The organism is Sphingomonas sp. VDB2 (assembly GCF_047946695.1).
Classification (GTDB): domain Bacteria; phylum Pseudomonadota; class Alphaproteobacteria; order Sphingomonadales; family Sphingomonadaceae; genus Sphingobium; species Sphingobium bisphenolicum.
Window position 1 is genome coordinate 1,892,995 of sequence record NZ_CP159615.1, and the last position, 26,629, is coordinate 1,919,623.

Genomic DNA, 26,629 nt, shown 5'->3' on the forward strand with positions numbered 1-26,629 from the left:
GTTTAAACCGGCATGCTCATAATGTCCTTATAGGCGGACAGGAGTTTGTTGCGGACCTGGAGGGTCGCCTCGAAGCTGACCGACGCCTGCTGCTTGGCCAGCATCACCGCGGCGATATCGGTGGTTTCGCCACGTTCGAACGACGCTGCCGCCTCGCCGGCCTGATTCTGCAGGCCGTTGACCTGTTGCAGCGCGCTGTTGAGCGCTTCGGTGAAGCCGCCGGGCGCCGTGCCCTGCGTGCCGCCGGCGCCCGACGCGCCGTCGACCGGACCGGTCGAGGCGACATCGCGCAGCGCCGCATTCTTTTGCAGGATGGCGTTGCGGATCGCCATCACGCTGTCGGTGGGTGAAATGCCGTTGATGGCCATGGTTCAGCCCTCCTTCAAGCCGCTGCCAGCTCGCGCATCTCGGCGAGCCGATAGCGAAGCGTGCGTTCGGAAATGCCCAGCTTGCGGGCGGCGGCGGCGCGGTGGCCATCGGTTTCGCGCAGGGCGATGCGGATGGCTTCCAGCTTGCTGTGATGGGCGACGTCGCGCAGGCGGGTCGGCTCGACTGCGATCGACGCAGGCGCCACGATCGGCGTGACGACGCGCAGCGGCTGCGGCCCGCGGGCCAGATGCAGATCGTCCGCCTCGATCATCTCGCCGTCGCGCAGCACCAGCGCGCGCTGGAGCACATTGCCCAGTTCGCGGGCGTTGCCGGGCCAGACATGGGCGGTGAGCTTGTCCATCGCTGCGGCGGTCGGCCAGACGAAGCCGGCCTTGCCCATGTCCTGCTGGCGCAGCAGCATGGCGGCGGCGATCGCGGCGACATCGCCGGGGCGTTCGGCCAGCGGGCGCAGTTCCAGCGGCATGACGTTCAAGCGCCAGTAAAGATCTTCGCGGAAACGGCCGGCGGCGACCTCGTTAGCGAGATTGCGGTTGCAGGCCGCGATGATGCGGACATTGACCGGGACCGGATGGGTGGCGCCGACCGGCAGCACTTCGCCTTCCTGCAGCGCGCGCAGCAGCTTGGACTGGAGCGAGAGCGGCAGTTCGGCGATTTCGTCGAGGAAGAGCGTGCCGCCGTCCGCCGCGAGGAACAGCCCTTCCGACGCATTGGATGCGCCGGTGAAGCTGCCCTTCTTATGACCGAACAGCATCGCTTCCATCATGGTTTCCGGGAGCGCCGCGCAGTTGACGGCGATGAAGTCGTGGGCGGTGCGACCCGACTGGGCGTGCAGGAAGCGCGCCATGCCTTCCTTGCCGGTGCCGGTGTCGCCCTGGATCAGGACGGTGGCGTCGCTGCGGGCGACACGGCCGGCCAGCGTCATCAGGCGGGCGCTGCCGCTGTCGCCGACCGCGGGGATCGCGGAGGGACGGGCCAGTTCGGCGATGAGGGCGAAGGCGAAGCCCATGTCCGCTATGCCAAAGGCGACCCGCGCCGGCAGACCATTGGCGGCGGACAGCAGCGAAGGCGCACCGTCGATAACGTTGATCAGGATGTCCCGATAGGTGGCGTGACCGATCTCGGTCGCCAGCAGGATACGCCGGTCGTCCCTGTCACGGGGGTCGGCCGCATCGACGATGCGCACTTCATAGAAGGCATTTTCAAGCCAGTGCTGCAGCCCCGGAAGAAGCGCGCAGACGCCACGGCTCACGTCTAGTGTCGACATGAACAAAACCCCATCATTTGGCTGGCTTGTACCCCCGTACGCCCCAACCCCCTTCGATGGTTAACAAATAGCCCGTCTGTGGTTATCAGATAGTTAATGTCGTCTGCCGGCTTGCCGCAATGCGGCAGTTTTTTTCCGGCAAAAACGGCAATATCTTCGACCTTGGTCTAAGGCGCGCGCGTCGCGCCCGCGTAAGGGGGTTTTCGGACCGCCCGAATCACGCCCTTTCCAAAAAAATCGACATCGGCGCTAAAAGCCCATGGCGCCCCGCCGTTATCCCCTTTCGAGGCCGCAAGCGCTCTAACGGATGGCAGCGACCTGATAGTGAAACGAAAGGGAACACCATGACTGTTATCGGAACCAACACTGCAGCGCTGCGCTCGGCCAATGCTTCGTCGATGGCCAGCAAGTCGCTGAGCACCGCGATGGAACGCCTGTCGACCGGCAAGCGCATCAACAGCGCGAAGGACGACGCCGCCGGTCTCGCCATCGCTTCGAGCATGACGGCGCAGATCAAGGGCATGACCCAGGGCGTCCGCAACGCCAATGACGGCATCAGCCTGGCGCAGACGGCGGAAGGTGCGCTCGGCGAAGTCACCAACATGCTGCAGCGTATGCGTGAACTGTCGGTCCAGGCGCTGAACGGCACCAACGACACCGACGCCAAGGCGAACATCCAGGCGGAAGTCGCGCAGCTCCAGACCCAGATCACCGATACGCTGGCGAACACCGAATTCAACGGCACGAAGCTGTTCGACGGTTCCACCGCCACCGTGACGATCCAGGCCGGCGCCAACGCGTCCGACACTGTCGACATCACGCTGGACGACGTGACGACCGCAATGACCAACGCTTTGGCGGTCGATGTCACCACCGGCACCTCGGCTGACCTCGACACGTTCGACACCGCGATCGCTTCGATCGCCACGACCCGCGCCAACCTCGGTGCGGTGCAGAACCGCCTCGAATCGACGGTCAACAACCTGACCAACAACATCACCAACCTGACCGACGCCCGCAGCCGCATCGAAGACGCCGACTTCTCGGCCGAAACGACGGCGCTCGCCAAGCAGCAGATCCTGAGCCAGGCGTCGACCGCGATGCTGGCCCAGGCCAACCAGAGCCAGCAGGGCGTGCTCAAGCTGATCGGCTAAGGCGTAACAAGATTGGTCGGCTGAGGTCTTGGTCACCGCCAGCCGCCCAAGTGGCCCCCGGCACATCAACAGTCCCCACCGTGCCGGGGGCGACACCTTCGATCGAACGACCAGCCTGTTTGAAGCCTCCGTCCCCCCGGGCGGAGGCTTCTTCGCATGGAGGCGCGGATACAGACTTGGCTTCGCCGGTTGTGCCTCCCATGATAAAGGCCATGACCCAGATCAACCGGCGCGCGATGATCGCCGCCTCCGCATCCGCCCTTCTTCTTCCGGACATGCTGCTGGCCCAGACTGGCGGCGACGTCTTTTCATGGGATCGACTGGTTGGGCAGGCGCAGCGCCTCGCCCGCGCGCCGTTCAGGGAGACGCCGCCGCATCCCGGCGCGGCGAAGGTCGATTATGACGCCCTGCATCAGGCGCGGTTCCGCGACGAGCGCACCCTATGGGGCGACCTGCCCGGCGACACCGGCGTCCGTTTCTTCCCGCTTTCGGTGAACGCCGCCCAGCCAGTGTCGATCGCGATCGTGGAAAAAGGGCGCGCGACCCCGCTGCGCTACGATCCGACCATGTTCGACACGCCCGCAGGCAATGCCGTGGCGGCGCTGGGGCCGGATGCGGGCTTTGCCGGTTTCCGCATCATGAATGCGGCGCGCGACGGCGACTGGCTGTCCTTCCTCGGCGCAAGCTATTTCCGCGCGCCCAGCCCGCAGAAGCAATTCGGCCTGTCGGCCCGCGCGATCGCGATCAACACCAGTCTGGCCGGCAAGGAAGAGTTTCCCCGCTTCACCCATTTCTGGCTGGAGCGGACGGGCGCAAGCAGCGTCACTATCTATGCGTTGCTCGACGGCGCATCGATCAGCGGCGCGTTCCGTTTCGTCAGCAGCCTGGGGCCGCAGGGGGTGCGGCAGGATATCACCGCCGCCCTCTTCCCCCGACGCACCATCCCCGAACTGGGGCTGATGCCGATGACCAGCATGTTCTGGTACGATCAGGCGAACCGCATCCAGGGGACCGACTGGCGGCCAGAAATCCATGACAGCGACATGCTGTCGATCGCCAGCGCCGACGGGACCGCCCATGCCCGGCCGATCGTGAACCCGTCCGCGCCGCATTTCAGCGCCTTCAAGGAAGTGAGCCCCAAGGGCTTCGGCCTGCTGCAACGCGACCGCGACTTCGACCATTATCAGGATGATGGCGTCTTCTACGATCGCCGCCCCTCGCTCTGGTCGACGCCGACCGAGCCGCTGGGTGCAGGCGCCGTACGCCTCTACGCCTTCCCCACCGACAGCGAATATACCGACAATGTCGCCGCCTACTGGACGCCCGATGCCGCGCCGCGCGCGGGGGCGCGGATCGACCTGGCCTATCGGCTCGACTGGTCCGCGGCGCCCGCGCCGGCCTCTGCCGGCATCGCCATCGTCGAGAATGTCTGGCGCGGGCGCGGCGACGGCGATGCCGATCGGCTGGTGATCGACTTTGCGGGCGCGGCTGCGGGGAGCAAGCCCGATATCTGGGCGGACGTAGCCGGCGGTACGCTCATCAAGAAGGCCGGTTATCCGGTGCTGGGCCGCGACGGCCTGTTCCGGACGGTGCTCGACATCAAGCGCGCGCAGGGCAAGTCGGCCGATATTCGGCTCCAGTTGCGGACCGGCGATCGCGGATTGAGCGAATATGTGCATTATCCGCTGGGCGCTTAGCGGGAACCGTCTATGCATCGGGCGGTTGTGACATATTGGGTCAATCGCGATGGGTCTGAGGAATGATGGGGAATGGAGGCGTGCAGGCGCCGACCACCGATGCCGGGGGCAAGCCGCTGGCGCGCGCCTTTGAACAGGTGCCGCCGGAAAATCCGCTGGCGATGCCGGAACAGGATTTCGGCGCCCGGCCCGACCTGATCGCGCGCCGCCCGCTCAATATCGACATCTGGGCGCGCCGCCTGCTGGTGGTGCTGCTCGCCCTGCTGCCCGCCGCGATGGCTGCGCATGAAATGCGCCGATCGATCGGGCTGGACGGTATTTCCGCGTGGGAAGGCGTCTATCTCGCGCTCTTCATTCCGCTGTTCGCCTGGATCGCCTTCGGCTTCGCCACCGCAATGATCGGCTTCCTGCTGCTGACGGTTGGCAAGGGGCGGAGCGTGACGCCGCGTCCGCTGAATGCCGCCACCCCGCTGAAGGGCAAGACCGCGATCCTGCTGCCGGTGTGCAATGAGGATTTCCTGGGCGTGCTGGGCCGGCTGTCGATCATGGAGCGGTCGCTGGCGCAGGTGATGGGCGGCGAGCGGTTCGAATTTTTCATCCTGTCGGACTCCAGTCCCGAAAGTGGCGAGGTGGAGCGCCGCGCCTATCAGGAAATGCGCGCCTCCTTCTCCCGCCCCGTTCATTATCGTCGGCGCGCGCTCAACATCGGCCGCAAGCCAGGCAATATCGCCGAATGGGTGCAGCGTTTCGGCGGCGGGTACGATTATATGGTGGTGCTGGACGCCGACAGCGTGGTGAGCGGGCAGACGATGGCCCGCCTCGCCGCCGACATGGAGCGGCATCCGCATGTCGGGCTGATCCAGACCGTCCCCACCGTGATGGGCGCGGCCACGTTGTTCGCGCGCTGGCAGCAATTCGCCAGCCGCCTGTTCGGTCCGACGTCCGCCGCGGGCATGATCTGGTGGGCGGGATCGGAGGGCATGTTCTGGGGCCATAATGCGATCGTGCGGGTGAGCGCCTTCGCGCAAAGTTGCGGCCTGCCCGAACTGCCGGGCCGTGCGCCGTTCGGCGGGCATATTTTGAGCCACGACATGCTGGAGGCCGCCCTGCTGCGGCGGCGCGGCTGGGACGTGCATATGGTCACGGCCGACGACAGTTTCGAGGAATTTCCGCCCTCCATGCCGGACCTGTTCACCCGCGACCGGCGCTGGTGCCAGGGCAATATCCAGCATGTGCCGTTGCTGGTGAAGATCGCCGGGTTGCATCCGGTCAGCCGGTTCCAGTTGCTGGTCGGCGCGTCGGCCTATTGCACGTCGCCGCTGTGGCTGGCGCTGATGCTGGTGGTGCTGGGTGGCGCGCTGGCCGGGGTGTGGCCGCCCGCCGCGATCCTGCCGTCGGGCGGATTGCTGGCGCTGACGGCGATCCTGCTGTTCGGCCCCAAGATACTGGCGATCCTGTGGGCGATGGCCGATCCGGCGCGGCGCATCGGCTTTGGCGGCGCGGCGCGAATGACGCGCGGCGTGCTGGTCGACATCATCCTGTCGATCCTGATGGCGCCGGTGGCGATGCTGACCCAGACGATCAACCTGTTCAGCATATTGATGGGCCGCAAGGCGAGCTGGAACGGGCAGACCCGCGATCGCGACGGCATGGCGATCACCAGCGCGATCTGGCTGTTCAAATGGCATTTGCTGCTGGGTGCGGGGCTGACCGCGATGGCGGTGCAGGTCGGCAGTCTGGGCTGGATGTCGCCGGTGGTCGCAGGGCTATTCGCCGCACCGGTGCTGGCCGCGCTGACGGCGCGCAAGGATCTGGGGCGCAAGGCGGAAGAACATGGCCTGTTCCAGGTCGCCGATCCGTGGTGGCGCACGCAAAGCTATCGTCCGTTGCGGTTCCGCTGGCCGACGACGGATGGGCGACGGGTCGGGCCGCTGGCGGCGAATGATGAGTGATGGATAGGTAATCAGCCGTTGGGCGCGTCATGGAGATCGTAGGACTGGGTTCCCGCCTTCGCGGGAACACCGCCAGCCTGAAGGTCAGTCATCCCAGTCGCGCAGTTTTTCGCGCAGCTTGTCGAGCGCCGCTTTCTTGATCTGGCAGACGCGGGCGGCGCCGATGTCCAGCGTGTGGCCGATTTCCTCCAGGTTCAGTTCCTCGACGAAATAGAGTTGCAGGACCATCGCTTCGCGCTGGGGCAGTTCGCCGATGCAGGCGGCCAGCGCTTTTTTGAGGGACTCGCGTTCCATGATGTCGTCGGCGCGATCCTCGACATCCGCGAACCACATCGACTGGTCGGAATAGACTTCGTCCATGCTGGTATGCTGAACCATTTCGACGCTGTCGGCGATCTCGCGATAGGCGGCCGGCTCAAGCCCCATGTCGGCCGACATTTCGGCCTCGGTCGGCAGGCGGCCGAGCTTCTGTTCCAGCCGGTTGCGCACCTTGGCAAGTTCTTTCCGCCTGGCCATTGCCGACCGGCAAATCGTTGCCTGCCGCCGCAGATGGTCGATCATTGCGCCGCGCACGCGCAGTTGGGCATAGGCGGCGAAGCCCAGCCCCCGATCCTCGAAACTGTTGGCGGACTCGACCAGCGCAACCATGCCGATCTGGAGCAAGTCCTCAATCTCTATCGCGGTCGAAACGCGGCCGTGGACGTGCCAGGCGATCTTGCGCACCAGCGGCATATATTGGCGGGCCAGCCGCTCCGGGCTGTTTTCGCCGGGCTTGCCATAGGTATGGGCGCCAGCCGCAATCTTGTTCATATACATGGCTCAGCCTCCTTTCAGGCAACCCGTTCGCGCATTTGGTCCTGGCGCGGCGCGGGGTCGTGGCGGGGCGTGGGGCGCTGCTCGTTGCCGACCACCGCGACCACTTCCACGCCCTTGCCATCGGGAATTTCCAGGAAGGACAGGACCGGCGTTTCGGGCAGGTGCGGCTTGAACAGCCGGGCGAGCGCGCGACGCGCGACCGGCGAGGTGACGATGGCGAAGGCGCGCGCCTGCCCCATCAGCGGCCGGGCGGCGTGGATCACCGCCTCCACGATGCGGTTGGCGAGCGCGGGTTCGATCGGATGCTTGGCGTCGCCCGCGACGCGCATGGCCTGCGCCAGCAAGCCTTCGAGATCGCCGTCAAGGGTGATGACCGGCAGCGGCATCTTGACCGGGACGAGCCCCTGGATGATGAGCGCGCCGATGCGCTGGCGCACCGCCTCGACCAGTTGTTCGTGGCTCATGTCGGGGCGTGCGGCGTCGACCATCGCCTCGCAGATGCGGCGGAAATCCTTGAGCGCGATGCCTTCGCTAAGCAGGGCGCGGCACAGCGCGCTGATCTGCGTCAGGCTGAGCGTGCCCGGCGTCAGGCCATCGACCAGTTGCGGCGCGGCGTCCTTCAGATTGTCGAGCAGCTTGCGCGCTTCGTCCAGGCCGAACATTTCGGCCGCGTTCATCGCGATGAGCTGGTTGAGGTGCGTGGCGACCACCGTCGGCGGATCGACCACGGTATAGCCCGCGACGACGGCTTCGCTGCGCTTGGCCTGCGATATCCAGACGGCGTCGAGGCCGAAGGTCGGGTCTTTGGCCGGGCGACCGGCGACCGTGCCTTCCAGCGCGCCGCTGTCGAGCGCGAGCAGATCGTCGGGCCAGATTTCGTCCTCGCCCACGACCACGCCCGCGATGGTGATGCGATATTGATTGGGTTCGAGCGCCAGATTGTCCTTCACGCGAACCATCGGCACGACGAAACCCAGTTCCTTGGATAGCTGGCGGCGGATGCCGGTGATGCGGGCCATCAGCGGCGCGCCCTTGCGTTCGTCCACCAGGCTGATGAGGCCATAGCCGATTTCCAGACCCAGGATCGCGCCGTCCGACACATCGTCCCATTCGATGACGGCCGGATTGGGCGCAGGCGCGACCGGAGCAGGCTCGGCCGCCTTTTTCTGGACAGCCTTGCGCAATTGCCAGGCAATGCCGCCCGCGACCGCCGCGGCCGACAGGATGATGAGATGGGGCATGCCAGGCAGGATGCCCAGAAAGCCCAGGATCGCGGCGACCGGCACCCAGGCGCGGCCCGACCCGAACTGGCCGGCGATCTGGCCGCCCAGATCCTGCTCGCTCTTGACGCGGGTGACGATGGAGGCGGCGGCGATGGAGAGCAGCAGCGCGGGGATCTGCGCCACGAGCGCGTCGCCGATCGCCAGAATGATATAGGTCTGCGCGGCTTCGCCAATGGCGAGGCCATGGCTGACCACGCCCAGGATGATGCCGCCGACGATGTTGATGACCAGGATCAGGATGCCAGCGACCGCATCGCCCTTCACGAACTTGCTGGCGCCGTCCATCGAGCCGTAGAAGTCCGCCTCGGTCGCGACTTCGACGCGGCGGATTTTGGCTTCTTCCGGCGTCATCAAACCGGCGTTCAGGTCGGCGTCGATCGCCATCTGCTTGCCCGGCAAGGCGTCCAGGGTGAAACGCGCCGACACTTCGGACACGCGTCCCGCGCCCTTGGTGATGACGACAAGGTTGATGATCATCAGGATGGCGAAGACGAAGATGCCCACGACATAGTCGCCGCCGATCAGGAAGTGGCCGAAGGCTTCGATCACCTGCCCGGCCGCGTCGGAGCCTTCATGTCCCTGCACCAGCACGACGCGGGTCGAGGCGACGTTGAGCGCGAGGCGCAGCAGGGTCGCGAACAACAGCACGGTGGGAAAGCTGGAGAAATCGAGCGGCTTGCCCGCGTTCAGCGCCACCATCAGCACCGCAAGGGAAATCATGATGTTGGTGATGAAGCCGATGTCCAGCATGATCGCCGGCACCGGGACCATCATGAACACGACGACCATCAGCGTGGCGAACGGCAGCACGGCGCCCTTGACGGCGCCCATCCAGATCTTCGCTTTGACTTGGGCAGGAGACATTGCGGCCGTTTACCTTCCGAGGGTGGCGAGCATGAGATAGGCGAGGCGGGCGGTCTGCGGTTGCGGCTTGACCATGATGTCAGGCTGCTCGGCGAGGCGCTGGGTTTCGATCCGCACATAGTCGGCGGGCTGGACCGTCTTCGCGCCCGAAGGCAGCGCAGCGGATGCATATTGGATGTCGGCGCCGAGGCCGTCGGAGTTCCTCTGGAGCTTCGACGCAAAGCGGTCGCGGATGTCGGCGAAGCTGCGGGCGTGGCCCTGCTTGTCGAAGAAGATCGAACGGTTGGCGCGCGCCGCGGACGGGAACAGCGATGCCGCCGTCGCATCCGGCGCGCGGTCATGGACCGACAGGAATTTGGAGGCACCGCCGACGCCGAGGAAATGGGCGAGGTAGAGATCGACCGGCTGGGCTTCGCGGCCCAGCTTCGATTCCAGATAGGCCTTGTTGTCGGCCGCATGTTCCGCCGCCATCACCGAAGCCGTCTCGGGGTGCTTGCGCAGATCTAATATCTGTTTGCGCAGGTCGGGGTCGGCCACATAATAGCGGCCGCCGCTCTGCTGGATCGCGTCGGACGCCCAGCCCAGCCCATATTCGCTGCCATGCTTGTCGACGACGGCGAGCCAGCTCTGGTCGATGAACTGATAGAGGCCGGTGGCGGACGACGTCGCCGCGCGGGCCGTGGGGTTCAGGCTGGATTCGATCTTGGCCTGACCGAGCAAATAGGAGAAGTCGACACCAGTACGGCGGCTCGCCATCGCAATCGCGTTGGTGACGCGATTACCTGTCGAACTCCCGGTTGCTGATATGTCTGCGAAAGCCGACACGACTAAAATCCTCACTTGCTAGCGAGGACATTAGAGCAAGGCTTGTGCCAAGATTTGGTTAACGTGAGTAAGGATTTCGCGCCCTACAACGAAAAACGGCGCCGAAGGGCGCCGCTTTAGTCGAAACTCGAAATTATTTTCAGCGGCGTCTACCGGCCGTAGGTCAGCGGGGCGGTCTGCGCGCCATGGGCGGCAAGGATGGCGAGTCGCTGCTGGGCATGATCGGCGAGCAGCTTGACGCGGATGCGCGCGCTGTCGAGCAACGGCACCATCACGCTCAACCGTTCGATCACGGCCGGGTCGGAACGCCAGGCGCCGATCGCGCGGACGGACGAAGCCGCGCGGCTGACGCGATTGCTGGCGACCTCGATCGCGGTGGCGTCCGTACCGTCGAGCACGTCGCGAAGATCTTCGAACGCTTCGAAGAGATCATCCAGCGCAGCAAGACCCAGCGGCATGACGTTTGTCCTCTATCAGGCGGCCGACAGGTCGAGGGCGACCATGCGTTCGGCGATGGCGTTGGCGTCGACCGGGTAGTTGCCCGATGCGATGGCGGCCTTGATGGCGGCGACCCGGTCCATATCGACCGGCGCGCCTTCAGCCGCCATGCGCGCGGCAGGGCTGGCCGATGCGGCGCTGGCGGATGTCGTGGCCGATCCGGTGGATGCCGACGCGCGCGTCCTGGCCCCTTCCCGCAGGCGGGTCGCCTCTATGGCGGCGCTGATATTCTGGCCCACAGACTTGATCATTGGATAATCCTTCACTCGTCCCTACTGCCTATAACGGACAAGTTCAAAAATCATTAAATCCCGGAATGCGCACGACGCCCATTTGTACGACCTGGGCGAAAATCGGCGCGCTTTTCTTGTCTTCGCGCACGCGGATCGTCTCGCCCATGGCGCCGTCTTCATCCGCCACCATCATGCGGGAGACGCTGAATACGTCGTTGCCGGCCATGAGTTGCACCGGATCGCCCTTACGCACGACCGCCTCTTTCGCCGCGACCGGCGCGGCGCGGTTGAAGCGGTTGGCGGCGCCATAGGCCGGAGCGGCGCGCGGCACCGGCCCCGATGCCGCGGCGGCCGCGCCCGCGACCAGCGGCACGCGGATGCGCCAGCCCAGCGCGGCGCATTGCACCATCGCCGCGCCGAATACCGGCCCTTCCACGCTGGGCGTGGTCGGACAGGCCGCCAGGCGCAGACGGCGATCCACCGGGGCGGCGGGGCCGCCCGGTTCGCCCAGATTAGCGCCGACGGTCATCGCCACCAGACTGTCGATCCGGTCGAGATTCTCGAATTTCTGACTTCCCTGGGCCTGAGCCAGCGCGGGCGACACGCCGGTCAGCGCGACGGCGGCAAGAAGAAGGGAGGAAAATCGCAACACGGCATGTCTCCTGACGGACGAACGGTCTTTGTCAGGATTTCAGCAATATCCGTGCCAAATATCGTTAACGGCCCGGCGCGATGGTGATGCGCTGCCCCTGCCCGGCCTTGCCATCGCCTTGGTCGAGGCCGCGAATGAGCAGCCGATCCTGCGCGATGCCGTCCAGCCGCAGCGCGCGGGCGACTGCGCCCAGCCGGGCGGCGGCCAGATCCCAATCGTCGAAGCGCTGGCGGCCCCGGTCCGATCCGTCGCTGTGGATTTCCACCCGGCCCGGTTCGCGCGCGAACCGGCGCGCGACCGCAGCCAGTTGCGCCCGCCCCGCCTCATTGAACAGCGCTTCGCCCGGCACGAACAGCTCGGCGGCGCGCAATTCCACGCCCTGCCGCATCGCCCGTCCGCCAAATTGCTGGCTGACCTGCGACAGCATGGCGTCGCGTCGCGATCCGCTGGCCTGCAGCAGCACGAAAAAGGCGAGGAGGAGGAGCAGCAGATCGGCAAAACTGACCGCCCAGCGATTGCGCCGGGCGGCGGTGGCCGATGCTGTGGCGGGCGGGACGGTCATGCGACTTCGCGGATCGTGGCGCGGCGCACCGGCGCATTTTCGCGGCGCGCGATCGCCAGCATCCGGTCCGCCACTTCCCGCTGCCAGGCCAGTTCGCGCTCCGACAGGTCGGCAAGGCGCGCAGCAACCGGCGCGGCGATGATATTGGCGATGACGACGCCGTAGAAGGTGGTGAGCAGCGCCAGCGCCATGGCGGGGCCAAGCGCGGCGGGATCATCCATGGCGGCGAACATGCCAATGAGGCCGATGATCGTGCCGGCCATGCCCAGCGCCGGCGCGGCGTCCGCGATCGACAACCACGCATTGTGGACCGCGCCATGGCGCTGCGCCCGGTCGGCCAACGCCTGCGCCGCCCAGAGTTCGAACATGTCGGCGCGATCGCTGTTTGCCAGCTTGCGTGCGGCTTCGGTCAGGAAGACATTGGCGGTTTTCACCCGGTCGGTGCAGGACAGGCCGCGGAGCTGCGCCACCTGGTCGATCTTCAACATCGCCGCCCGCGCGGCGTCGCGATCGCGCGCCGGGTCAGCGGTCATCAGCGGATGCAGCGCCGCCATGGCGCGCGCCATCGCCCCGACGCCATTCTGGAACAGCGCCACCAAAGCGATCCCGCCCAACATCGCCGCCAGGGTCAATGGATCGAACAAATGGCCGATAATCGCGATCATGAGCGCCCATTCCTTGTCGTCTCGTCCGACGGCGGCAACGCCCTGCCGCCGACCGGCAAAAATTTGCCGCCCTTGCCGCCTATCCCGCGAAAAGCCTGGTTTTCTACGATTGTCCGTGCGGCCGATGCGTCACCCACGCAAATTGGCACGGCTCTTGCTGATCTCAGGCTGGATCACCCGCAGGAGACGCCATCAGGGGTCAGAACGGCGGGGGACGACAAACTTTTAGAGCGAATATGACAATGTCGGTGGAAGACACTCTCTTCGGGATACATGGGAAGGCGCTGGCGCTGCGTTCGCAACGCCTGTCGCTGCTCGCGTCCAACATCGCCAACGCCTCCACGCCGGGCTACAAGGCGCGCGACATCGATTTCGAGTCCGCGCTGAAGGAAGCGACCACCCGGGCCGGCAGCAGCGCGACCGACGTGTCGCAGGCCGCCGAGGATGCCATGGGCTATCGCGTGCCGTTGCAGCCCAGCCTGGACGGCAACACCGTCGAACTCAGCACCGAACAGACGCTGTTTGCCGAAAATGCGGTCAAATATCGCACGACCCTGTCCTTCCTGGAGGGTCGCATCAACACCATCAACCGCGCCCTGAAGGGAGAATGAGCATGAGCAATACGCCGCCCATGAACGTCTTCGACATTGCAGGCCGCGCCATGAGCGCGCAGCTTGTGCGCCTGAACGCCACCGCGTCCAACATGGCGAACGCCGGCAATGTCACCGGCAGCGCCGCCGAGGCCTATCGCGCGATCAAGCCGGTATTCGAATCCGTCACCGACACGCCCGGCGTATCGACGGTGAAGGTCAAGAATGTCGTCACCACCAATGCCGAGCCGACCAAGCGCCACGACCCCAACCACCCGCTGGCCGACGCGAATGGCGATGTCTGGGAAGCGGCGGTGGATGGCAATGCCGAACTGGTCGACATGATCGAGACCGCCCGCATGTACCAGAATAATGTGCAGGTGCTCAACACCGCCAAATCCCTGATGCTCGAAACCATAAGGATCGGCAAATGACGACGACCACCGCAACCGACAGCGCTGGCCTGTCGGTCTATAATCCCAAGGCCATCGTCGGCACCGGCAGCGCGGAGATGGGCCAGGCCAGCTTCCTGACGCTGCTGACCGCGCAGATGCAATATCAGGACCCGTTCGAACCGGTCGATAACGCGCAGATGGTGTCGCAGATGGCGACCATCACCAATTCGTCCGGCATCGCGGAAATGAACCAGACCCTCAAAAGCCTGGCGAGCGAGCTGACCGGCACGCGACTGGGCGATGCGGCGAGCTGGATCGGCAAGTCGATGCTGGTGCAGAGCAATATCGCCGCGCCCGATGCATCCGGCACCTATGCGGGCCAGATCACCCTGCCCGCCGCCACCGAAGGCGCGACCATCGATCTGGTCGATAGCAGCGGCAATGTGGTCAAGACCATCGACATGGGATCGCAGGCCGCGGGCGACGTGACCTTCTATTGGGACGGCAAGGATGACACGGGCGCAACCGTCGCCACCTCCGCCCTGCAGGTCAAGGTCAACGGCGCGACCCCCACCAAGGTCGCGACCTGGGCCACCATCGCCGCGGTCCAGTCACCCGCCGACGGCTCGTCCTCCAAACTCATCACCGCGCTCGGCAGCTACAGCCCGTCCGACGCGATCAGCCTGATGTAAACCTACCGCTTTTTCACCCATCCTTTTCACCCAAGGAGCAACGCCATGTCCTTCTACATCTCCCTCTCGGGCCTCAAGGCCTCCCAGACCGACCTGTCGACCATCTCGAACAACGTCGCCAACGTCAGCAGCATCGCGTTCAAGAAGAGCAAGGCGCAGTTCGGCGACATCTTCGCCGCCGCTCCGATGCAGACCACCAGCCAGGTTGCCGGCCAGGGCGTACGCGTGCAGGGCGTCGCCCAGCAGTTCACGCAGGGCACGCTGGAAACCACCGACAAGACGCTCGACCTCGCCATCACCGGCGAAGGCTATTTCACGGTCAAGGGCGAAGACGGCAATATCAGCTACACCCGCAACGGCGCCTTCGCCGTCGATGACGACCGCTATGCCGTCGATACGACCGGCGCGCGCATCCAGGTGTTCGCTGTCGATCCCACCACTGGCGCGACGACCGTAGACCCCACTGGCGCGACCCCGGCCGACCTGACCGACCTACAGATCCCCAACACCTTTGACGGCACGGCCACCGGCGCGCAGCTGACCAGCGTGGGCGTGGACAAAAAGGGCATGGTATCGGCCGTGTATGCCGATGGCAGCACCGTCTATCTGGGTCAGGTCGCCATGGCGTCCTTCAACAGCCAGGAAGGTTTGCGGCAGGAGGGCGACGCCCACTGGACATCGACCGTCGCCAGCGGCTCGCCGATCCTGGGCACCGCCAATCAGGGCATGTTCGGCGCGGTGAACAGCGGCATGCTGGAACGCTCCAACGTCGACATCACCGACGAACTGGTGAACCTGATCGCGGCGCAGCGTAATTTCCAGGCGAACAGCAAGGCGATCGAGGCGGCGAACACGCTGACCACGACCATCGTCAACCTGCGCACCTAAGATCAGAAGGCTTAGCCCATGGATCGGCTCGTCAACACGGCCCTTACCGCGATGCGCGGCGCGATGGCGCGGCAGACGGCGGTCGCGAACAATCTCGCGAACGTCAATACCGTCGGCTTTCGCGCCGAGATCGCCAATGCCGAGACGCGCTGGATCAAGGGCGACACCTTCGACACCCGCGCGCAGGCGTCGGAACAGGTGATCGCGGCCGACATGGCGCAAGGCGCGGTCACCGAAACCGGCAATCCGCTTGATGTGGCGATGAACGGCGATGCTCTGCTCGCCGTTCAGGCCACCGACGGTAGCGAAGCCTATACGCGTCGCGGCGACCTGAAGGTCACCGACAGCGGCCTGCTCACCACTGGCGACGGCTTGCCGGTGCTGGGCGAAGGCGGCCCCATCACCCTGCCGCAGATGGACAGCATCTCCATCGCCAAGGATGGCAGCATCTGGGGCGTGCCCCAGGGCGGTGATCCGGCCAATCCGCAGCAGGTCGACAAGCTCAAGCTGGTCAACGCCGCCGGCTCCAGCATCGCCAAGGGCACCGACGACCTGTTCCGCGAAGTCAATGGCGGCGCCCTGCCGTCCGATCCGCTGGCGACCGTCACATCGGGGTCGGTCGAAGGATCGAACGTCAATGCGACCCAGGCGCTGGTCCAGATGATCGAGGCCAGCCGCGCTTGGGAAACCCAGGTGAAGATGATCGACACCGCCAAGCAGTTGGACGATGGCGGCGCGTCGCTGATGAAGCTGGATGGTTAATTTTGGCACGCATCTTGCTGTGACTGACGCATAAGCACCCTTCGGGGATGCGCCACGGAGAAATGAACGATGAGCAACGCCGCCCTTCATGTCGCCCGCACTGGCCTCGACGCGCAGAACACGAAGATGCGCGTGATCGCCAACAACCTGGCGAACGTCAACACGACCGGTTTCAAGAAGGACCGCGCCGATTTCGAGACGCTGGCCTATCAGCAGATCATCCAGGCCGGTTCCAATTCGGACAGCGAGAATAAATTCGCCACCGGCCTCAATCTCGGCTCCGGCGTCGCGTTGCAGGGCACGAGCAAGATCAACACCCAGGGTACGCTGAACCAGACCAACAATGTGCTGGATATCGCGATCGAAGGATCGGGCTATTTCCAGGTGCAGCAGCCCGACGGCTCGACCGCCTATACCCGCGCCGGGAATTTCAGCGTCACCGCCGAAGGCACCGTCGTCACCAGCGATGGCCTGCCGCTGATCCCGCAGATCACCGTGCCGCAGGGCGCGACGTCGGTGTCGATCGGCAATGACGGCACCGTGTCCGCCACCCTTCAGGGCGAAAGCGCGCCGAGCCAGCTGGGCCAGATCGAAATCGCCACCTTCATGAACCCGGCGGGCCTGACCTCCATCGGCGGCAACCTGCTGACCGAAAGCGCGGCCAGCGGCACGCCGCAGGTCGGCGTCGCGGGTCTGGAAGGCCGCGGCCTGATGCGGTCGGGCTATCTGGAAACGTCGAACGTCAACATCGTGGAAGAGCTGGTCGACATGATCGAGACCCAGCGCGCCTATGAGGTCAACAGCAAGATGATCAAGGCAACCGATGAGATGCTCCAGTACGTCAACCAGAATATCTAAGGCCAGATGATGCGCCGTACCCTTGCCACCATCGCCACGCTGTCGCTGATCGCGCTGGCCGCGTCGCCCGCCGACGCCGCCAAGCAGAAGAAGCGCGACATCGAGCGCGATTTCTACGCGCCGACCGTGATCGCCCAGCCCGCCGCCCCACCGGCGAACGGATCGATCTTCCAGGCGTCGACCGGCTATACCCCGCTGACCAGCGGCGCGCGCGCCACCAGCGTGGGCGACATCATCACCATCGTGCTGGTCGAACGGACGCAGGCGAGCAAGACGACGAGCGCGGACACGGCGCGCAACGGATCGGTCGGCATCACGCCGCCGAGCACCGGCATATTGTCCAAGCTGTTTTCCGCCAGCGACGTGTCAGCCGGGGGCCAGAACAGCTTCACCGGCAAGGGCAACGCCAGCCAGTCCAACGCGCTGAGCGGCGAAATCACCGTGACGATCGCGGCGACCTACCCCAATGGCACGATGCTGGTGAAGGGGGAGAAGGCGCTGACGCTCAATCGCGGCGACGAATTCATCCAGATCAGCGGCCTCGTACGTCAGGCCGATATCGCGCCCGACAACCGCATCGCATCGACCCGCGTCGCCGACGCCAAGATTATATACAAGGGCAAGGGCGAGATCGCCAATGCCAGCCGTCAGGGCTGGTTGCAGCGCTTCTTCTCCTCGATCAGTCCCTTCTGATGGAAAGCGGCAAATCCATGTTCCGTCTGCTTCGCCTGCTCCTGCCGATCCTCGCGCCGCTGTGTGCGCTGGTCGCCGCGCCCGCCGCCCAGGCCGAGCGGGTCAAGGATCTGGGCACCTTCCAGGGGGTCCGTCCCAACCAGCTGACAGGCTATGGCATCGTCGTGGGTCTGGCCGGCACCGGCGACGACAGCATCGAATATGCGACGCAGGGTATGAAAGGCGTGGTGTCGCGCTTCGGCCTCACCCTGCCGCAGGGCGTCAATCCGGCGCTGAAGAACGCCGCGGCCGTTCTGGTCACCGCCGACCTGCCCGCTTTTGCGAAGCCCGGCCAGCGGCTGGACGTCACCGTGTCGGCGCTGGGCAAGGCCAAGTCGTTGCGCGGCGGGACGTTGATTCTGACGCCGCTGCGCGGTGCGGATAACGAGATTTACGGCATGGCGCAGGGCAACCTGGCCGTCGGCGGTCTGGGCGTATCCGGCGCGGACGGCAGCCAGGTGTCGGTCAACATCCCGTCGGCCGGGCGCATTCCCGGCGGCGCGACGGTGGAACGCGCGGTCGCGACCGGGTTCGACACCGCGCCGACGCTGACCTTCAACCTGGCCGAAGCGGACCTGACCACGGCGCTGCGCGTCGCGGATGGCGTCAACCATGCCTTTGGCGACCGCCGCGCCCGCGCGATGGACGCCGTATCGATCGCGATCGATGCCGCACCCGGCGCCGAAGACCGCATCATGATGATGGGCATGATCGAGAATATCGAGATTTCGCCCGCCGATGCGCCGGCCAAGGTGATCGTCAATGCGCGCACCGGCACCGTCGTCATCAACGGCGCGGTCAAAATCCATCCGGCCGCGGTCGCGCATGGCAAATTGACCGTCAGCGTCAACGAAAGTCCCCGCATTTCCCAGCCCGCTCCCTTCAGCCAGGGGCAGACCGCGGTGGAGCAATCGACCAGCATCAGCATCGACGAACAGAAGAAACCGATGATTAATTTTAAAGGTGGGGCGTCGCTGGCCGATATAGTCAAGGCGGTCAATGCGATCGGGGCTTCCCCGGCGGACATGGTCGCGATCCTCGAAGCCTTGAAACAGGCGGGCGCAATGAAAGCCGAACTGGTGGTGCTGTGATGCAGGTAGCGACGACAACCTCCCCCGCCCCGACCAGCGGCAGCGCCGGGCAATCGAACAAGGCGTCGCTGCAGAAGGTGGCGCAGCAGTTCGAGGCCGTCTTCCTGCGCCAGATGATCGGCGCGATGCGATCGGCGAGCCTTGCCGAGGGCATCGACGATTCGGCGGCGACCCAGCAGTTTCGCGACATGGCCGATTCCCGCACCGCAGACGCGATGGCCAGCAAGGGCGCGATGGGCATCGCCGAACTGCTGCTGAAGCAATTTGGCGACCGGGTGAGCGACACGCCGTCACCCACCGCCCCTAATGGCCCCACGCTGGCGACAAGCGCATGAGCGACCTCTTCATCATCGGCGCTTCGGGCACGAAGGCCTATCGATCGGCGATGGCCGCGATCGCCGAAAATATCGCCAATGCCAGCACCAGCGGCTATGCGCGCCGGTCGGTCACGACGATCGAATCGGGGTCGTCCACCGCGACGATGGCAACCTATATCTCGCGCGCCAATTTCGGCGGCACGCAAGTCGCGGGCATCGACCGCGCATCCGACCCCTATCTCGACGCGTCGGTCCGCAACACCGGCATGGCGCTGGGCAGCGCGACGTCGCGCCTGCGCTGGCTGACCGATTCGGAAACCGCGCTCAACGACACAGGCACCGGCATCGGGCAACTGATGACCGGCATGTTCCAGAATATGGAGAAGCTGGCGGCCAGCCCCAGCGACACGTCGCTGCGCGTCACCACGCTCGACAGCATCAGCCGCGTCGCCCAGTCCTTCAACCAGACCAGCGCGGATCTTGCGACCGTATCCGCCGGGATTGCGACCGAGGGCCAGGCATCGGTCGCCACGATCAACCAGTCGCTGGCGTCGCTGGCGGACATCAACAACAGCCTGTTGCGCGCCCAGCCCGGCACATCGGCCTATGCCCAGTTGCTCGACAGCCGCGATTCGGCCTTGCAGACGCTGTCGGAAAATCTGAACGTCACGATCAGCTTCGGCGCGCATGACAGCGCGGAGATCAGCTTTGGCGGCCAGACGCTGGTCAGCGGCAACAGTGCGACCAGCCTGTCGATGGCCGCCAATGACGACGGTACATTGTCGCTCAGCCTGGCGGACGGCACGGCCCTTGCCGCCCCTGCGAACGGCACGCTGGGCGGCCTGTTTTCCGCCGCCGACACCGTCGCCGACCGGCGCACCGCACTGGATACGCTGGCCGCGCAATTCGTCACCGACGTCAATGCCTGGCACGCGCAGGGGCGTACCGACGCCGGCGCGGCCGGCGGCGCATTGCTGGCCGGCACGACGGCGGCGACGCTGTCCGCACTGGTGACCGATCCGACCCAACTGGCGCTGAAATCAACCGACGGCACGCTCAACGGCAATCTGCTGACGGTCAGTTCCACCCTGCGCGGCAATGGCAGCGTCGAACAGAATTGGACGACGCTGATCGCGTCGCAGGCCACTTTGCTGGCATCGACCAAGGCGGAATATGACACCGCGACGAGTCGCAACGACCAGTCGGTCGCCGCGCGCGAAGCCGTCAGCGGCGTCGACCTGGACATGGAAGCCGCTGACCTGCTGCGCATCCAGCAGGCCTATTCGGCTTCCGCCAAAATCCTGCAGATCGCCAAAGAGACGATCGATTCTATCATGAACATCATCTGACCGAAGGACTGAGCCATGGTAGGTATCACCAACAAGATCATGCTCGCCGAAATTCGCCGGCAGCAGAAACTGTCCCAGGATCTGGTCGACGGCCAGACCGCGATCTCGACCGGGGTCACGCTCAACAAGCCGTCCGACAATGCGCTGGCCTGGGTCCAGGTGTCCGACATCGGCCGCGCCCAGGCGCAGCAAGCCGCCTGGCAGACCAATATCAGCTATGGCACCGCGCGTTCGGGCAATGCCGAAGCGAATTTGTCGGAAGTCGACAATCTGCTGACGCGCGCCCAGGAATTGGTGACGTCGGCCCGCAACGGGTCGCTCAACGAAACCAACCGCGCCGCGATCGTCGAGGAAATGTCGACCATCCGCACCACCATTACCGAACTGCTGAACCAGAAGGACTATCAGGGCGTATCCGTCTTCGACGATGGACAGAGCGTGCTGGTGCCGGTCAGCAAGGGCCTCAACCTGGCGGTGGTGGGCACCAGACAGGAAGTGTCCGAAGGCATCGACGTCAACGGTACGCCGATGTCCATCGACGACATATTGGGGCAGAGCATCGCAGCGATCCAAAGTGGCGACGACACGGCCATCGCTTCGTCATTGGAGGGCGTAAAGTCGGCGCAGGGTCATATCACCGTCGAGCAGGCCAAGCAGGGCGTGCGCAGTGACCGGCTGGAGGTGGTGGGCACGCGGCTGACCAATATCGGCCTGGACCTGACCGAACGACGGGCGGGGCTGGAATCGACGGATCTTCAGGAAGTCATCGCCAATGTGAAGGCGCAGTTGTTGCAGCTGGATGCGGCGCAATCGACCTATGCCCGGATCAACCAGAAGACCCTGTTCGACCTGATCAGTTGATCGCCCGGTAAAAAGCGGTGCGGTCCTAAACCGGACGCTAACCAGTCCGTATTAACCACAAGGACACGGCGTCGCACGCGAGGCCGAAAAGCTACCGCCTCCGGGCGCGTCAATCGGGGATAATCATGTTCGCAGCCATCGGCCTCGTCATTCTGCTCGTCATGGTGTTTGGCGGCTTCGCCTTCACCGGCGGCGACCTCGGTCCGGTGTTGCACGCCCTGCCCCATGAAATGCTGATCATCGGCGGCGCGGCCGTCGGTGCGCTCGTCATCGGTAATAGCGGCGCGGACTTAAAAGCGCTGGGCGGTGGTCTGGGCAAGGTCTTCAAGGGCGCCAAGTACAAGAAGCAGGATTTCCTCGACTGCATCTTCCTCGTCAGCAAGCTGATGAAGACGCTGCGGGTCGAGGGGCCGGTCGCGCTGGAACCGCATATCGAAGACCCGTCCAGCTCCACCATCTTCACCGAATATCCCAAGCTGATGAAGGACAAGGCGCTGGTCCACCTGATCAGCGATACGCTGCGTCTGGTCGTCATTTCGTCCGGTACGCTCGACCCGCACGCGGTCGAGGACGTGATGGATAACGCTCTGAAAACCCATCACCATGAAGCGATCAAGCCGGCCGACAATCTGCAAGGACTGGCAGACGCGCTCCCCGCGCTCGGCATCGTCGCGGCGGTTCTGGGCGTGGTGAAGACGATGGGATCGATCGACCAGCCGCCTGCCATATTGGGCGCGATGATCGGGTCGGCGCTGGTCGGCACGTTCCTGGGCATTCTGCTCGCCTATGGGATGGTCAATCCCTTCGCCAACCGCTGCCGCAGCGTGATCGAGGCGGACGGGGCGATCTATCATGTCGTCAAGCAGATCATCATCGCATCTCTGCACGGCCATCCGCAGCCGCTGGTGATCGAAGCCGCGCGGTCGGGCCTGACCCATGCCAACCAGCCGGGCTTTGCCGAGGTGTTCGACGGTATGCGGGGCAAATAAGCCATGGCGGAAAAGAAGCGCGGCGCGAACGAGCCGGAACCGCGGCCGATCATCGTCAAGAAGATCATCGTCGAAGGGCATGGCGGCCATCATGGCGGCGCCTGGAAGGTTGCCTATGCCGACTTCGTGACGGCGATGATGGCCTTCTTCCTGCTGATGTGGCTGCTGGGCGCAACCACCGAAAAACAGCGCAAGGCGCTGGCCGACTATTTCACCCCCACCCTGGTCGAGTTGAAGATGGCGTCGGCCGGGTCGACCGGCCTGATGGGCGGCGACAGCATGATGGGCAAGGAAAATTACCCGACCACAGGCGGCATCGGCAACCTGTCGATCACCATCCCGCGCGACGCCACCGGCACCAAGGATCAGGGCGGCAAGGCGACGCGCGCGCAGGATCGGCAAAAGTTCGAATCGATCAAGAAGACCCTGGAAGAGCGGATGACGCGCAAGGGGCTGGGCAAGCTGCGCAAGAATGTGCGCTTTACCGAGACCCGCGAAGGGCTGCGCATCGACCTGATCGACGAGGCGGACTTCGCGATGTTCGCGATGGGCACGGATCGGCTGGTGCCGCAGGCCCGCGCGTTGATCTCCGAGGTCGCGACGGTGTTGCAGACCATGCCCAACCCGCTGATCGTGCGCGGCCATACCGACGGCCTGCCCTATGCATCGGGCCGGACCATGAACAACTGGATGCTGTCGTCCAGCCGTGCCGAATTGACGCGCCGGGCCTTGGCGGACAGCGGCATCGGCAACGCCCGCTTCGCGCGGATCGAAGGCGTGGCAGACCGCGAACCCTTCATCAAGAACGACGCCTATGATCCGCGCAACCGGCGCATGTCGATCATCCTGGGCTGGACCCGCGGCGGCAGTGATGCCGACGACGCGGACCAGGACGCCGAAACCAAGGCCGCGATCAAGGAACGCGACAATCCCCAGCGGGTGGCGAAGGAAGAGGCGCAGAAGCTCGATATGGGTGGCACCGGCCTGCCCAGCGGCGCCGCGCTGATCAATCCCACCGCGCCGGGGACGTCGAGCAAGCCGGGCAAGCATTGAGGGCTTGGCGCTTAGGGCGGATATTCCCTAACTTCTTGCATGTGACTCATGGAATAGGACATGCGCATCATGGCTCCGAGCCCGCGGAATGGGCCGGTTTCGGCATGTTTTCACGCTATGAAAGATCGGCTGGCCCTTAGGGCTGTCTTCATCCTGTAGGAAAGCGGTTTTCGGGATGCCGGACAGGCGGCGCGTGGAAGTGGGGAGATCGGCTTGTCTTTGGATGGCGGGAAAGGGTGGTTTGCGGAACGGCGGCTTTCCCTGACCGTCAGGCCGGCAGTACCAAACTCGCTTCCAGCCCGCCTTCGGGCCGGTTCGCCAGACGCAGTTCGCCCTGATGTTCGGCCATGATCGCGCGGACCAGGGCGAGGCCCAGGCCCGATCCGCCGGTTTCACGATTGCGGGAGCCTTCCAGCCGGGTGAAGGGTTGGAGCATCTCTTCCATCCGATCTTCTGCAATACCTGGCCCGTCGTCGGCAACGGCGATACGGATCGTGCCGTTTTCATGCAGCACCGACACATGGGCGCAGTCGCCATAGACGATCGCATTCTCGATGAGGTTGCGCAGCGCGCGACGGATTTGCTGGGGGCGGACGAAGGCGACGGCGCGGTCGCAGTCGGCGAGATCGACGGGCGATCCCAATTCGATGAAATCCTCCACCACCGCGTCGGCCAGCGCAGCGAGATCGACCTTCTGCGCGGCCTGCGTGCTGCGCCCCGCGCGGGCGAGCGAGAGGATATCCTCCAGCATCCGGTTCATCTCGTCGATCGTTTCGGACATGCGCGCGCGCTCTGCGTCGTCCTCGACTGATTCGGTGCGCACGCGCAGCGAGGCAAGCGGGGTGCGCAGATCGTGGCCGATCGCGCCCAGCATCCGGTCCTTTTCGTCCAGCATCGCGATGATGCGCGCCCGCATGGCGTTGAACGCCATGGTGAGGTCGCGCACGTCGCCGGGGCCGCGTTCGTCCACCGCGTCGGCCGCGCCGGTGCGGGCGAATTGCCGGGCCGAGCCGGTGAGCTGTTTCAGCGGACGCGCGAGGCGACGCCCCATCCAGAGCAGGGGCAGCAGGACGATGACGTAGAGGATCAGGGTCTGGCCGACCAGCCAGCCGCCAAAGCGCTGCGGCCGGTCGCCGCCGGTGCGGGCCTGCGCCACGACCCACTTGCCCGGCTCATATTCGGCCGCGAGGGTCAGGAGGCCGACGCGATGGTCGTGCGGTCCATCCCCGTTTGCCCGCATCCGGATGCGTTCCCAGCGCCGGATCGGCATGACTTCGCTCGTTTCGACTACACGCACGGTCAGGATGCGCAGGCCAATATCCTCGAACATGGCGGTGGCGCGGCGTTCGATCTCGGGACGCGCCTGGCCGGGCAGCGAGGGCGCGCCGGTCACGAAGCGCGCACGCATCCGTTCACGCTGCCGGTCCCGATCGCCCCGGCGTTCCGCCCGATTGTCGAGCGCATCGACGACACGATAGACGGCGGGGGCGGTCTGCCCGGTCAGTTCCAGCCGCTGCCGTTCGCGCAGCAGCAGGCCGAAATTGATCGCCTGCGCCACGAACAGCGCGATCGCGACCAGCGCGATGACCTGACCGACCAGGCTTTGCGGCCACAGACGGAGCTTTTTCATGTGGGCCGCTTCACAGTTTGCGGACTTCTGCCGACAGGGTGTAGCCGCCGCCCCAGACGGTCTTGATGAGCGTGGGATTCTTCGGGTCCGGCTCGATCTTCTTGCGCAGGCGGCTGATCTGGTTGTCGATCGCCCGGTCGAAGGCATTCGCCTCCCGCCCCTGGGTGATGTCGAGCAACTGGTCGCGGCTGAGCACCGAATTGGGGCGCGTGGCGAAGGCGAGCATCAGATTATATTCAGCGGTCGAGAGCGGCAGCGACACGCCCTCGCTATCGACCAATGTGCGTTCCTGCGTCTTGAGCAGCCAGCCGGCGAAGCTGTAATTGGCGCCGTCGGGCGCGGTGACGCGCTGGCCGCCGGTGGCGACGCGGCGGAAGATCACCTTGATCCGGGCGACCAGTTCGCGCGGCGAAAAGGGCTTGAGCACATAATCGTCGGCGCCCATTTCGAGGCCCACGATGCGGTCCGTCTCTTCGGTGCGGGCAGTCAGCAGGATGACGGGAATTTCACTCGTCTCGCGGATGTGGCGGCAGAGCGATAGGCCGTCCTCGCCCGGCATCATGATGTCCAGGATCACCATGTCGATCGCATTGGCGTTGAGGCGCAGCCGCGCTTCGGACGCGCTGTCCACGGCAGTGACGCGAAAGCCGTTGCGGCCCAGATATTGGGCCAGCGGTTCGCGGATCGAACGCTCGTCATCGACGAGCAGGAGATGGGGTCGGTCGCTCATGCTGCCTGTCTGTCTGTCATGGCTGGAGAAAGGTTGGAAGAGCGAAGCGCAAGGGGGAGAGGCTTCGCCCTTCCAGGACGGGCGGCGCAAGACGGGGAGTAAGGGGAGGAACTCCACGCCCTGCGCCGCCCGATGGTGGATCAGTGGGCCAATCAGTTCTGGGGCGCGGGCGGCGGACCCTTGCGGTCCTGCCATTGCGCCCGCATCGCTTGGCGCGCGGCCTTCATTTCGTCGGCGGTGACGAAGCCGTCCTTGTTCGTGTCGGCCTTGTCGAACATGGCGATCGGACCGGCCATAAATTCAGCCTTGGTGATCGTGCCGTCCTTGTTCGCGCCGCCAAAGCCATCGCGCATCATGCCGCGACCGGGACCGCGGTGGTGGCCCTTGCCCCAGCCGCGCCCGTCACGCTTGCCCGCCTCTGCGCGTTTGTCGGCGCGGGCTTCATGACCGGCGATAAATTCCGCCTTGCTGATCTGGCCGTTCTGGTCGGCGTCCAGCGTGGCGAAGCGTTGGTCCAGACGCTGCTGGCGGCGAAGGTCGCGATCCTTTTGCGTAATCTGGCCGTCCCTGTCGACGTCCATCTTGGCGAAACGGGCTTCGAGCGCGGCGGTCAGTTCCGCCTTGCTGATCTTGCCGTCCTTGTTCGTGTCGGCCTGCGCCATCATGTCGCCGCGCGGGCCGCGACCGCCATCGGGGCCGGGTTGCGCGAAAGCAAGGTGGGTGGCGGCAAGTCCGCCAACGAACAGCGATCCGGCGGCGACGGTGGTGAAGAATGTGCGGAGCATATCTGTCTTCCTTTTTGCATCTCTGGTGAACGACTGTCCGCCGTTCTTGAGG

General features: G+C 65.3%; 30 protein-coding genes. 17 read left to right on the top strand and 13 right to left on the bottom strand.

All coding sequences use genetic code 11. The annotated features are described in order from the left end of the window. Positions 1–2: 2 nt before the first annotated feature. Entirely contained in the window at positions 3–362 is a 360-nt protein-coding gene (fliE, locus tag ABT375_RS09340) for a flagellar hook-basal body complex protein FliE (protein WP_224548779.1), read from the bottom strand. A 20-nt stretch (positions 363–382) separates the two neighbouring features. Then, the gene (locus ABT375_RS09345; RefSeq protein ID WP_416462248.1) at positions 383–1,654 is read right to left on the bottom strand and encodes a sigma-54 interaction domain-containing protein; all 1,272 of its coding nucleotides are present in this window, start codon (positions 1,652–1,654) and stop codon (positions 383–385) included. A gap of 344 nt (positions 1,655–1,998) precedes the next feature. On the opposite strand from ABT375_RS09345, the gene ABT375_RS09350 reads away from it, so the two are divergent. From ABT375_RS09350 to mdoH, 3 genes are all read left to right on the top strand, one after another. Next, complete coding sequence (locus tag ABT375_RS09350; RefSeq protein WP_224548543.1) at positions 1,999–2,808, top strand: flagellin; 810 nt, start codon at positions 1,999–2,001, stop codon at positions 2,806–2,808. 212 nt (positions 2,809–3,020) lie between these two features. Then, entirely contained in the window at positions 3,021–4,505 is a 1,485-nt protein-coding gene (locus ABT375_RS09355) for a glucan biosynthesis protein (protein WP_416462249.1), read from the top strand. A 62-nt stretch (positions 4,506–4,567) separates the two neighbouring features. After that, positions 4,568–6,457 carry a glucans biosynthesis glucosyltransferase MdoH gene (mdoH, locus tag ABT375_RS09360; protein ID WP_416462250.1) on the top strand — a complete coding sequence of 630 codons (1,890 nt, stop codon included), beginning with the start codon at positions 4,568–4,570 and terminating at the stop codon, positions 6,455–6,457. Between the two features lie 84 nt (positions 6,458–6,541). On the opposite strand, the gene ABT375_RS09365 is transcribed toward mdoH, so the two are convergent. The 8 genes from ABT375_RS09365 to ABT375_RS09400 all read right to left on the bottom strand — a co-directional run bounded on the left by ABT375_RS09365 (position 6,542) and on the right by ABT375_RS09400 (position 12,855). Next, on the bottom strand, positions 6,542–7,273 hold the full coding sequence (locus tag ABT375_RS09365; protein WP_261936243.1) for a sigma-70 family RNA polymerase sigma factor: 732 nt from the start codon (positions 7,271–7,273) through the stop codon (positions 6,542–6,544). A gap of 14 nt (positions 7,274–7,287) precedes the next feature. Further along, a complete protein-coding gene (gene flhA / locus ABT375_RS09370) occupies positions 7,288–9,420 on the bottom strand; it encodes a flagellar biosynthesis protein FlhA (protein ID WP_416462251.1) in 2,133 nt (710 codons plus the stop codon). Positions 9,421–9,429: 9 nt separating this feature from the next. Beyond that, positions 9,430–10,245 (bottom strand): lytic transglycosylase domain-containing protein, encoded by an 816-nt coding sequence (locus ABT375_RS09375; RefSeq protein WP_416462252.1) that lies wholly within the window; start codon positions 10,243–10,245, stop codon positions 9,430–9,432. A 149-nt stretch (positions 10,246–10,394) separates the two neighbouring features. Beyond that, positions 10,395–10,703, bottom strand: coding sequence for a hypothetical protein (locus ABT375_RS09380; RefSeq protein ID WP_224550515.1), 309 nt, complete (start codon positions 10,701–10,703; stop codon positions 10,395–10,397). 15 nt (positions 10,704–10,718) lie between these two features. Then, positions 10,719–10,994, bottom strand: a complete 276-nt coding sequence (flgM, locus tag ABT375_RS09385) for a flagellar biosynthesis anti-sigma factor FlgM (protein WP_224550514.1) — start codon at positions 10,992–10,994, stop codon at positions 10,719–10,721. 43 nt (positions 10,995–11,037) lie between these two features. Then, positions 11,038–11,628 (bottom strand): flagella basal body P-ring formation protein FlgA, encoded by a 591-nt coding sequence (locus ABT375_RS09390; RefSeq protein WP_416462253.1) that lies wholly within the window; start codon positions 11,626–11,628, stop codon positions 11,038–11,040. A 64-nt stretch (positions 11,629–11,692) separates the two neighbouring features. After that, positions 11,693–12,190 carry a flagellar motor protein MotB gene (locus ABT375_RS09395; protein WP_416462254.1) on the bottom strand — a complete coding sequence of 166 codons (498 nt, stop codon included), beginning with the start codon at positions 12,188–12,190 and terminating at the stop codon, positions 11,693–11,695. Then, positions 12,187–12,855, bottom strand: a complete 669-nt coding sequence (locus tag ABT375_RS09400) for a MotA/TolQ/ExbB proton channel family protein (RefSeq protein WP_416462255.1) — start codon at positions 12,853–12,855, stop codon at positions 12,187–12,189. The genes ABT375_RS09395 and ABT375_RS09400 overlap by 4 nt, the downstream gene beginning before the upstream one ends. Between ABT375_RS09400 and ABT375_RS09405 the strand changes: the two genes are divergently transcribed. The 14 genes from ABT375_RS09405 to ABT375_RS09470 all read left to right on the top strand — a co-directional run bounded on the left by ABT375_RS09405 (position 12,835) and on the right by ABT375_RS09470 (position 23,432). Further along, positions 12,835–13,095 (top strand): hypothetical protein, encoded by a 261-nt coding sequence (locus ABT375_RS09405; RefSeq protein WP_416462256.1) that lies wholly within the window; start codon positions 12,835–12,837, stop codon positions 13,093–13,095. The two genes, ABT375_RS09400 and ABT375_RS09405, sit on opposite strands and share 21 nt — an antisense overlap. A gap of 2 nt (positions 13,096–13,097) precedes the next feature. Then, positions 13,098–13,466: a flagellar basal body rod protein FlgB gene (gene flgB / locus ABT375_RS09410; RefSeq protein ID WP_224550520.1), complete on the top strand. Its 369-nt coding sequence runs from the start codon at positions 13,098–13,100 to the stop codon at positions 13,464–13,466. Positions 13,467–13,468: 2 nt separating this feature from the next. After that, entirely contained in the window at positions 13,469–13,879 is a 411-nt protein-coding gene (flgC, locus tag ABT375_RS09415) for a flagellar basal body rod protein FlgC (RefSeq protein ID WP_416462257.1), read from the top strand. After that, positions 13,876–14,532: a flagellar hook assembly protein FlgD gene (locus tag ABT375_RS09420; protein ID WP_224550508.1), complete on the top strand. Its 657-nt coding sequence runs from the start codon at positions 13,876–13,878 to the stop codon at positions 14,530–14,532. Before flgC ends, ABT375_RS09420 begins: the two co-directional genes overlap by 4 nt. Before the next feature lie 45 nt (positions 14,533–14,577). After that, positions 14,578–15,420: a flagellar hook-basal body complex protein gene (locus tag ABT375_RS09425; protein WP_416462258.1), complete on the top strand. Its 843-nt coding sequence runs from the start codon at positions 14,578–14,580 to the stop codon at positions 15,418–15,420. Positions 15,421–15,438: 18 nt separating this feature from the next. Then, positions 15,439–16,182, top strand: a complete 744-nt coding sequence (gene flgF / locus ABT375_RS09430) for a flagellar basal-body rod protein FlgF (RefSeq protein ID WP_224550506.1) — start codon at positions 15,439–15,441, stop codon at positions 16,180–16,182. A 69-nt stretch (positions 16,183–16,251) separates the two neighbouring features. Then, complete coding sequence (gene flgG / locus ABT375_RS09435) at positions 16,252–17,040, top strand: flagellar basal-body rod protein FlgG (RefSeq protein ID WP_224550505.1); 789 nt, start codon at positions 16,252–16,254, stop codon at positions 17,038–17,040. 9 nt (positions 17,041–17,049) lie between these two features. After that, a complete protein-coding gene (locus ABT375_RS09440; protein ID WP_416464872.1) occupies positions 17,050–17,733 on the top strand; it encodes a flagellar basal body L-ring protein FlgH in 684 nt (227 codons plus the stop codon). Positions 17,734–17,750: 17 nt separating this feature from the next. Continuing rightward, complete coding sequence (locus ABT375_RS09445; protein ID WP_261936235.1) at positions 17,751–18,863, top strand: flagellar basal body P-ring protein FlgI; 1,113 nt, start codon at positions 17,751–17,753, stop codon at positions 18,861–18,863. After that, the gene (locus tag ABT375_RS09450; RefSeq protein WP_416462259.1) at positions 18,863–19,198 is read left to right on the top strand and encodes a rod-binding protein; all 336 of its coding nucleotides are present in this window, start codon (positions 18,863–18,865) and stop codon (positions 19,196–19,198) included. Before ABT375_RS09445 ends, ABT375_RS09450 begins: the two co-directional genes overlap by 1 nt. Continuing rightward, on the top strand, positions 19,195–20,529 hold the full coding sequence (flgK, locus tag ABT375_RS09455; RefSeq protein ID WP_416462260.1) for a flagellar hook-associated protein FlgK: 1,335 nt from the start codon (positions 19,195–19,197) through the stop codon (positions 20,527–20,529). Before ABT375_RS09450 ends, flgK begins: the two co-directional genes overlap by 4 nt. Before the next feature lie 15 nt (positions 20,530–20,544). Further along, complete coding sequence (locus ABT375_RS09460) at positions 20,545–21,390, top strand: flagellin (RefSeq protein ID WP_224550501.1); 846 nt, start codon at positions 20,545–20,547, stop codon at positions 21,388–21,390. Positions 21,391–21,515: 125 nt separating this feature from the next. Next, positions 21,516–22,379 (top strand): flagellar motor stator protein MotA, encoded by an 864-nt coding sequence (gene motA, locus ABT375_RS09465; protein ID WP_150424969.1) that lies wholly within the window; start codon positions 21,516–21,518, stop codon positions 22,377–22,379. A gap of 3 nt (positions 22,380–22,382) precedes the next feature. Beyond that, positions 22,383–23,432 carry a flagellar motor protein MotB gene (locus tag ABT375_RS09470; RefSeq protein ID WP_416462261.1) on the top strand — a complete coding sequence of 350 codons (1,050 nt, stop codon included), beginning with the start codon at positions 22,383–22,385 and terminating at the stop codon, positions 23,430–23,432. A gap of 268 nt (positions 23,433–23,700) precedes the next feature. Here the strand turns inward: ABT375_RS09470 and ABT375_RS09475 are convergent, their stop codons facing one another. The 3 genes from ABT375_RS09475 to ABT375_RS09485 all read right to left on the bottom strand — a co-directional run bounded on the left by ABT375_RS09475 (position 23,701) and on the right by ABT375_RS09485 (position 26,577). Next, on the bottom strand, positions 23,701–25,062 hold the full coding sequence (locus tag ABT375_RS09475) for an ATP-binding protein (RefSeq protein ID WP_416462262.1): 1,362 nt from the start codon (positions 25,060–25,062) through the stop codon (positions 23,701–23,703). A 10-nt stretch (positions 25,063–25,072) separates the two neighbouring features. Next, the gene (locus ABT375_RS09480) at positions 25,073–25,792 is read right to left on the bottom strand and encodes a response regulator (protein WP_261936232.1); all 720 of its coding nucleotides are present in this window, start codon (positions 25,790–25,792) and stop codon (positions 25,073–25,075) included. A gap of 152 nt (positions 25,793–25,944) precedes the next feature. Continuing rightward, entirely contained in the window at positions 25,945–26,577 is a 633-nt protein-coding gene (locus ABT375_RS09485) for an EF-hand domain-containing protein (RefSeq protein ID WP_416462263.1), read from the bottom strand. Positions 26,578–26,629: the final 52 nt, after the last annotated feature.

Excerpts from the sequence above, each read along its gene's own strand:
- ABT375_RS09460 (WP_224550501.1), top strand. The coding sequence starts at position 20,545 with ATGGTAGGTATCACCAACAAGATCATGCTCGCCGAAATTCGCCGGCAG.
- flgM (WP_224550514.1), bottom strand. The coding sequence starts at position 10,994 with ATGATCAAGTCTGTGGGCCAGAATATCAGCGCCGCCATAGAGGCGACC.
- flgB (WP_224550520.1), top strand. The coding sequence starts at position 13,098 with ATGTCGGTGGAAGACACTCTCTTCGGGATACATGGGAAGGCGCTGGCG.
- ABT375_RS09400 (WP_416462255.1), bottom strand. The coding sequence starts at position 12,855 with ATGATCGCGATTATCGGCCATTTGTTCGATCCATTGACCCTGGCGGCG.
- ABT375_RS09350 (WP_224548543.1), top strand. The coding sequence starts at position 1,999 with ATGACTGTTATCGGAACCAACACTGCAGCGCTGCGCTCGGCCAATGCT.
- ABT375_RS09345 (WP_416462248.1), bottom strand. The coding sequence starts at position 1,654 with ATGTCGACACTAGACGTGAGCCGTGGCGTCTGCGCGCTTCTTCCGGGG.
- flgC (WP_416462257.1), top strand. The coding sequence starts at position 13,469 with ATGAGCAATACGCCGCCCATGAACGTCTTCGACATTGCAGGCCGCGCC.
- ABT375_RS09380 (WP_224550515.1), bottom strand. The coding sequence starts at position 10,703 with ATGCCGCTGGGTCTTGCTGCGCTGGATGATCTCTTCGAAGCGTTCGAA.
- mdoH (WP_416462250.1), top strand. The coding sequence starts at position 4,568 with ATGATGGGGAATGGAGGCGTGCAGGCGCCGACCACCGATGCCGGGGGC.
- ABT375_RS09365 (WP_261936243.1), bottom strand. The coding sequence starts at position 7,273 with ATGTATATGAACAAGATTGCGGCTGGCGCCCATACCTATGGCAAGCCC.
- ABT375_RS09480 (WP_261936232.1), bottom strand. The coding sequence starts at position 25,792 with ATGAGCGACCGACCCCATCTCCTGCTCGTCGATGACGAGCGTTCGATC.
- ABT375_RS09425 (WP_416462258.1), top strand. The coding sequence starts at position 14,578 with ATGTCCTTCTACATCTCCCTCTCGGGCCTCAAGGCCTCCCAGACCGAC.
- ABT375_RS09420 (WP_224550508.1), top strand. The coding sequence starts at position 13,876 with ATGACGACGACCACCGCAACCGACAGCGCTGGCCTGTCGGTCTATAAT.
- ABT375_RS09405 (WP_416462256.1), top strand. The coding sequence starts at position 12,835 with ATGGCCGATAATCGCGATCATGAGCGCCCATTCCTTGTCGTCTCGTCC.
- flgK (WP_416462260.1), top strand. The coding sequence starts at position 19,195 with ATGAGCGACCTCTTCATCATCGGCGCTTCGGGCACGAAGGCCTATCGA.
- motA (WP_150424969.1), top strand. The coding sequence starts at position 21,516 with ATGTTCGCAGCCATCGGCCTCGTCATTCTGCTCGTCATGGTGTTTGGC.
- ABT375_RS09440 (WP_416464872.1), top strand. The coding sequence starts at position 17,050 with ATGCGCCGTACCCTTGCCACCATCGCCACGCTGTCGCTGATCGCGCTG.
- ABT375_RS09445 (WP_261936235.1), top strand. The coding sequence starts at position 17,751 with ATGTTCCGTCTGCTTCGCCTGCTCCTGCCGATCCTCGCGCCGCTGTGT.
- ABT375_RS09355 (WP_416462249.1), top strand. The coding sequence starts at position 3,021 with ATGACCCAGATCAACCGGCGCGCGATGATCGCCGCCTCCGCATCCGCC.
- ABT375_RS09450 (WP_416462259.1), top strand. The coding sequence starts at position 18,863 with ATGCAGGTAGCGACGACAACCTCCCCCGCCCCGACCAGCGGCAGCGCC.
- ABT375_RS09470 (WP_416462261.1), top strand. The coding sequence starts at position 22,383 with ATGGCGGAAAAGAAGCGCGGCGCGAACGAGCCGGAACCGCGGCCGATC.
- flgF (WP_224550506.1), top strand. The coding sequence starts at position 15,439 with ATGGATCGGCTCGTCAACACGGCCCTTACCGCGATGCGCGGCGCGATG.
- ABT375_RS09395 (WP_416462254.1), bottom strand. The coding sequence starts at position 12,190 with ATGACCGTCCCGCCCGCCACAGCATCGGCCACCGCCGCCCGGCGCAAT.
- flhA (WP_416462251.1), bottom strand. The coding sequence starts at position 9,420 with ATGTCTCCTGCCCAAGTCAAAGCGAAGATCTGGATGGGCGCCGTCAAG.
- ABT375_RS09485 (WP_416462263.1), bottom strand. The coding sequence starts at position 26,577 with ATGCTCCGCACATTCTTCACCACCGTCGCCGCCGGATCGCTGTTCGTT.
- ABT375_RS09475 (WP_416462262.1), bottom strand. The coding sequence starts at position 25,062 with ATGAAAAAGCTCCGTCTGTGGCCGCAAAGCCTGGTCGGTCAGGTCATC.
- flgG (WP_224550505.1), top strand. The coding sequence starts at position 16,252 with ATGAGCAACGCCGCCCTTCATGTCGCCCGCACTGGCCTCGACGCGCAG.